We start from the raw sequence: 4440 nt of genomic DNA, 5'->3' as shown, positions 1-4440 counted from the left end.
TGTGGCTACTAGACCTGGTCTTTCACCCGGGGCACCCCACCGCGGTTGGAGGGTTGCCGGCCAGCAAGCCGGGGCTTAGCGCTGGCGCTCATGACCGAGATGAAGCTTATCGCATAACACCGAGTCCGTGCCAACTCTCGGCCAACTCTTGCGGGGCCGCGGCCGTTCACCGGCCCTGGGGGGTCATCGACGACCTTTAGTAGTCTGGCCTGACGAGCGACCGCTCGCCCAAGCTTCCCAGTTGCTGGAGGATGTGGACACAGATGTCCAAGGACGCCAAGATCAAGGTCAAAGGCCCGGTAGTAGAGCTCGACGGTGACGAGATGACCCGCGTCATCTGGAAGCTCATCAAGGACATGCTGATCCTGCCGCATCTCGACATCAACCTGGAGTACTACGACCTGGGCATCGAGCACCGGGACCGCACCGACGACCAGGTCACGATCGACGCCGCCTACGCGATCAAGAAGCACGGGGTGGGCGTCAAGTGCGCGACCATCACCCCCGACGAGGCCCGCGTCCAGGAATTCAACCTGAAGAAGATGTGGCTCTCCCCGAACGGGACGATCCGGAACATCTTGGGCGGCACCATCTTCCGCGAGCCGATCGTGATCTCGAATGTGCCCCGGCTGGTTCCGGGCTGGACCAAGCCGATCGTGATCGGCCGTCACGCATTCGGGGACCAGTACCGGGCGACGAACTTCAAGGTCGACCGGCCCGGCACCGTCACGCTGACGTTCACCCCGTCCGACGGCAGCGAGCCGATGGTGCACGAGGTGGTGACCATCCCCGAGGACGGCGGGGTCGTGATGGGCATGTACAACTTCAAGGACTCGATCCGCGATTTCGCCCGCGCCTCGTTCGCCTACGGCCTGAACGCCAAGTGGCCGGTGTATCTGTCCACCAAGAACACCATCCTCAAGGCCTACGACGGCATGTTCAAAGACGAGTTCCAGCACATCTACGAAACCGAGTTCAAGGACAAGTTCGAGGCCGAGGGGCTCACCTACGAGCATCGGCTCATCGATGACATGGTCGCGGCGTGCCTCAAGTGGGAGGGCGGCTACGTCTGGGCGTGTAAGAACTACGACGGCGACGTGCAGTCCGACACCGTCGCGCAGGGCTACGGGTCGCTGGGGCTGATGACCTCGGTGCTGATGACCGCCGACGGCAAGACGGTCGAGGCCGAAGCGGCCCACGGCACCGTGACCCGGCACTTCCGCCAGTACCAGGCCGGAAAGCCGACCTCCACGAACCCGATCGCGTCGATCTTCGCCTGGACGCGCGGGCTGCAGCACCGCGGCAAGCTCGACAACACACCGGAGGTGTGCGAGTTCGCGCAGACGCTCGAGGACGTCGTCATCGCCACGGTCGAGAGCGGCAAGATGACCAAGGACCTGGCCATCCTCATCGGTCCAGACCAGGAGTGGCAGCAGAGCGAGGAGTTCCTCAACTCGATCGCCGAGAACCTGGAAAAGGAACTGGCGGCCGGCTCCAGCTAACCGGCCGGCGGCTTCGCGGCGCCGCGCGCCGCCGCGCCGCACGAGTCGAGGAAGCCGGTGATCACCCCGGCGACGCGGTCGGGCGCTTCGAACATGGGGATGTGTCCGACGCCGTCGAGCTTGGTGACCTTGTGGTCGTCGGGCAGGTGGGTGGTGAAATGCCGGCTGAACCTGGGCGCGGGCACGACCCTGTCCTTCTCGCAGATCACCAGGTGCGCCGGCACGGCGTTCTCCGCGAGCTCGCGCAGCCCGTGCAGCAGCACGGACTTGACGAGCAGCTGGAAGTAGGCCGGGCAGTGGGCGACGTCGTCGATGCAGCCGAGCAGTTGTTCGTGGCTGACCCCGTCGGGCGATGCGCTGATCGCGTAGGTGGCCAGTCGCCGGCTGAACGGCAGGCGCATCACGCGGGGCCCGAACAGCCAGGCCAGCACCAGCAGCGGGATGCCCAGGACGAACTTGGCGATCACCTCGAACTTGTGGGGGCTCCAGCGTGTCCAGCCGCCGGCCGGCGCGATGCCGGTGACGGAGCGTGCCCGCCCGCGCCGCTCCAGCTCGAAGGCGACCCAGCCGCCCAGCGAGTTGCCGACGATGTGGGCGTCCTGCCAGCCCAGCTCGTCCATCTGTCGCTCGACGTGATCGGCCAGCACCGCCGAGGACAGCAACCAGGTGCCCGCCGCCGGGCCGCCGTTGTGGCCGGCCATCGTCGGCGCGAACACCTCGTAGCGGCCGGTGTCGGCCAACCGCCGGGCAACGTCCTCCCAGACCGCCTGCGACAACAGGAACGGGTGCAACAGCACGACCGGCTCCCCGGAACCCAGATGGATCGGTTGACGACTCCCCATAGCCCGAACCATAAAGCCGGTACCGCCGGTACCGCAAGCGAGCGTCCACGGGGCGCCGCCGGTGGCTGAGGGGGCGGCGGCGGCGCATGAAAAGATCGCAGACATCATGACCACAGCTACCGGATCCAGACGGATTTTCTCCGGCGTGCAGCCCACGTCCGACTCGCTTCACCTCGGCAACGCGCTGGGCGCCGTCGCGCAGTGGGTCGCGCTGCAGGCCGACCACGACGCGTTCTTCTGCGTGGTGGACCTGCACGCCATCACCGTCCCGCAGGACCCCGAGGCGCTGCGCCGCCGGACCCTGGTCACTGCCGCCCAGTACCTCGCGCTGGGCATCGACCCCGGCCGCAGCACCGTGTTCGTGCAAAGCCACGTGCCCGCCCACACCCAGTTGGCATGGGTGCTGGGCTGTTTCACCGGATTCGGGCAGGCGTCGCGCATGACGCAGTTCAAGGACAAGTCGGCGCGCCAGGGCAGCGACTCGACCACCGTGGGCCTGTTCACCTACCCGGTGTTGCAGGCCGCCGACGTGCTCGCCTACGACAGCGATCTCGTCCCGGTGGGGGAGGACCAGCGGCAGCACCTCGAGCTGGCGCGCGACGTCGCGCAGCGGTTCAACGCCCGCTTCCCCGACACCTTCGTGGTTCCCGACGTGCTCATCCCCAAGGCCACCGCCAAGATCTACGATCTCCAGGATCCCACGTCGAAGATGAGCAAGTCCGCGGCCACCGACGCCGGGCTGATCAACCTGCTCGACGATCCGGCCAAGTCCGCCAAGAAGATCCGCTCCGCGGTGACCGACAGCGAACGCGAGATCCGGTTCGACCCCGAGGCCAAGGCCGGCGTGTCCAACCTGCTGACCATCCAGTCGGCGGTCACCGGGGTCGGCGTCGACAAACTGGTCGAGGGCTATGTGGGGCGCGGCTACGGCGACTTGAAGAAGGACACCGCCGAGGCGGTCGTCGAGTTCGCCAGCCCGATCAAGGCCCGCGTCGACGAATTGCTGGCCGATCGCAGCGAACTGGAGGCCGTGCTGGCGGCCGGGGCGCAGCGCGCCGAGGACGTGGCGGGCAAAACGGTCCAGCGGGTCTACGATCGGCTGGGATTTTTTCCGCAGCGGAGGTAGCGCGTTTCCTATGGGCGAACCGGGCAAACCAGGGCTCCTCGACCGGCTGCGGACCCGGTACCAATGGTTCGACCACCTGATGCGCGCCCATGGGCGCTTCGGCGACCGCAACGGCGGGTTCTTCGCGGCAGGCCTGACGTACTACACGATTTTCGCGCTATTCCCTTTGCTGATGGTCGGTTTCGCGGTGTTCGGCTTCGTGCTGGCCGAGCGGCCCCAGCTGCTGGGCACCATCGACGACCACATCCGGTCCCAGGTGACCGGGCCGCTGGGCGACCAGCTGCTCGACCTGATGAACTCGGCGATCGACGCGCGGACCTCGGTCGGCATCATCGGCCTGGCCGCCGCGACCTGGGGTGGCCTGGGTTGGATATCGCACCTGCGTCAGGCGCTGACCGAGATGTGGTGGGAGCAGCGCCTCGAGTCGCCGGGCTTCGTGCACAACAAGCTGTCCGACCTGCTTGCCCTGCTGGGCACGTTCGCGGTGACGATGGCCACCATCGGCCTCACCACCCTCGGCCACGCGGCGCCGCTGGCCGCCGTTTTGAAATGGCTCGGAATGCCAAAACTTTCGGTGTTCGACTGGTTGTTCTGGCTGATCTCGATCGTGATCTCCACGGTGGTGTCGTGGTTGTTGTTCACCTGGATGATCGCGCGACTGCCACGCGGGAAGGTGAGCTTCGTCGACTCGGCCCGGGCGGGGCTGGTGGCCGCGATCGGCTTCGAACTGTTCAAGCAGGTCGGTTCGGTCTACCTGAAGGTGGTCCTGCGCAGCCCGGCCGGGGCCACCTTCGGCCCGGTGCTGGGCCTCATGGTGTTCGCCTATATCACGGCCTATCTCGTCTTGTTCTGCACCGCGTGGGCGGCCACCGCGTCGACGGATCCGCGCGCCCGGCCCGTGGAGCCGCCCCCGCCCGCGATCATCGCCCCGCGGGTCCAGCGGGACGAGGGCCTCAGCGCCCGGCAGGCG

Annotated in this window: 4 protein-coding genes and 1 riboswitch; of the genes, 3 read left to right on the top strand and 1 reads right to left on the bottom strand. The window is 67.2% G+C overall.

All coding sequences use genetic code 11. From position 1 onward, the window contains the following. Positions 1-96: riboswitch (SAM riboswitch) on the bottom strand. This riboswitch is flagged as partial in the annotation. Positions 97-263: 167 nt separating this feature from the next. Next, positions 264-1502 carry an NADP-dependent isocitrate dehydrogenase gene (locus tag AC2VOR_RS21195; RefSeq protein WP_369740265.1) on the top strand — a complete coding sequence of 413 codons (1239 nt, stop codon included), beginning with the start codon at positions 264-266 and terminating at the stop codon, positions 1500-1502. Here the strand turns inward: AC2VOR_RS21195 and AC2VOR_RS21190 are convergent. Next, on the bottom strand, positions 1499-2299 hold the full coding sequence (locus AC2VOR_RS21190) for an alpha/beta fold hydrolase (RefSeq protein ID WP_369741742.1): 801 nt from the start codon (positions 2297-2299) through the stop codon (positions 1499-1501). The genes AC2VOR_RS21195 and AC2VOR_RS21190 overlap by 4 nt on opposite strands. Before the next feature lie 151 nt (positions 2300-2450). On the opposite strand from AC2VOR_RS21190, the gene trpS reads away from it, so the two are divergent. Together trpS and yhjD are read left to right on the top strand one after the other, a co-directional pair. Continuing rightward, entirely contained in the window at positions 2451-3470 is a 1020-nt protein-coding gene (gene trpS / locus AC2VOR_RS21185) for a tryptophan--tRNA ligase (protein WP_369740264.1), read from the top strand. A gap of 10 nt (positions 3471-3480) precedes the next feature. Continuing rightward, positions 3481-4440: inner membrane protein YhjD (gene yhjD, locus AC2VOR_RS21180; RefSeq protein ID WP_486964460.1), on the top strand; the 960-nt coding region annotated here is incomplete at its 3' end.

This window comes from Mycobacterium sp. TH-M103, from assembly GCF_057473785.1.
This window is presented reverse-complemented; position numbering and strand designations above follow the sequence as displayed.

Coding starts and splice junctions, on each gene's coding strand:
- AC2VOR_RS21195 (WP_369740265.1), top strand. CDS start 264: ATGTCCAAGGACGCCAAGATCAAGGTCAAAGGCCCGGTAGTAGAGCTC.
- trpS (WP_369740264.1), top strand. CDS start 2,451: ATGACCACAGCTACCGGATCCAGACGGATTTTCTCCGGCGTGCAGCCC.